A 1,468-nucleotide genomic window follows, 5' to 3' on the forward strand; every position below is an offset into this window, starting at 1 on the left:
CGGTTAAGCTACCTACTTCTGGTAAAACCCGCTCCCATGGTGTGACGGGCGGTGTGTACAAGACCCGGGAACGTATTCACCGCGACATGCTGATCCGCGATTACTAGCGATTCCAACTTCATGCAGTCGAGTTGCAGACTACAATCCGGACTACGATACACTTTCTGGGATTAGCTCCCCCTCGCGGGTTGGCGGCCCTCTGTATGTACCATTGTATGACGTGTGAAGCCCTACCCATAAGGGCCATGAGGACTTGACGTCATCCCCACCTTCCTCCGGTTTGTCACCGGCAGTCTCATTAGAGTGCTCTTTCGTAGCAACTAATGACAAGGGTTGCGCTCGTTGCGGGACTTAACCCAACATCTCACGACACGAGCTGACGACAGCCATGCAGCACCTGTGTAATGGTTCCCTTTCGGGCACTCCCCAATCTCTCAGGGATTCCATCCATGTCAAGGGTAGGTAAGGTTTTTCGCGTTGCATCGAATTAATCCACATCATCCACCGCTTGTGCGGGTCCCCGTCAATTCCTTTGAGTTTTAATCTTGCGACCGTACTCCCCAGGCGGTCTACTTCACGCGTTAGCTGCGTTACCAAGTCAATTAAGACCCGACAACTAGTAGACATCGTTTAGGGCGTGGACTACCAGGGTATCTAATCCTGTTTGCTCCCCACGCTTTCGTGCATGAGCGTCAGTTTTGACCCAGGGGGCTGCCTTCGCCATCGGTGTTCCTCCACATATCTACGCATTTCACTGCTACACGTGGAATTCTACCCCCCTCTGCCAAACTCTAGCCTTGCAGTCTCCATCGCCATTCCCAGGTTGAGCCCGGGGATTTCACGACAGACTTACAAAACCGCCTGCGCACGCTTTACGCCCAGTAATTCCGATTAACGCTTGCACCCTACGTATTACCGCGGCTGCTGGCACGTAGTTAGCCGGTGCTTATTCTTCAGGTACCGTCATTAGCCCACTGTATTAGAACAGGCCGTTTCTTCCCTGACAAAAGAGCTTTACAACCCGAAGGCCTTCTTCACTCACGCGGCATTGCTGGATCAGGCTTGCGCCCATTGTCCAAAATTCCCCACTGCTGCCTCCCGTAGGAGTCTGGACCGTGTCTCAGTTCCAGTGTGGCTGGTCGTCCTCTCAGACCAGCTACTGATCGATGCCTTGGTAGGCTTTTACCCTACCAACTAGCTAATCAGATATCGGCCGCTCCAGGAGCATGAGGTCTTGCGATCCCCCACTTTCATCCTTAGATCGTATGCGGTATTAGCGTAACTTTCGCTACGTTATCCCCCACTCCAGGGTACGTTCCGATATATTACTCACCCGTTCGCCACTCGCCGCCAGGTTGCCCCGCGCTGCCGTTCGACTTGCATGTGTAAGGCATGCCGCCAGCGTTCAATCTGAGCCAGGATCAAACTCTTCAGTTTAATCTCTGTTTATTTGGCATTTCTGCCACCG

At 53.1% G+C, this 1,468-nt stretch carries 1 rRNA gene; it reads right to left on the reverse strand.

What is annotated here, in order from left to right:
• Positions 1-1,437: ribosomal RNA gene (locus tag GEV01_RS30545) — 16S ribosomal RNA — on the reverse strand; the annotation flags it as partial.
• Positions 1,438-1,468 lie beyond the last annotated feature (31 nt).

Source organism: Rugamonas rivuli, assembly GCF_009380165.1.
In the GTDB taxonomy this organism is placed as follows: domain Bacteria; phylum Pseudomonadota; class Gammaproteobacteria; order Burkholderiales; family Burkholderiaceae_D; genus Rugamonas; species Rugamonas rivuli.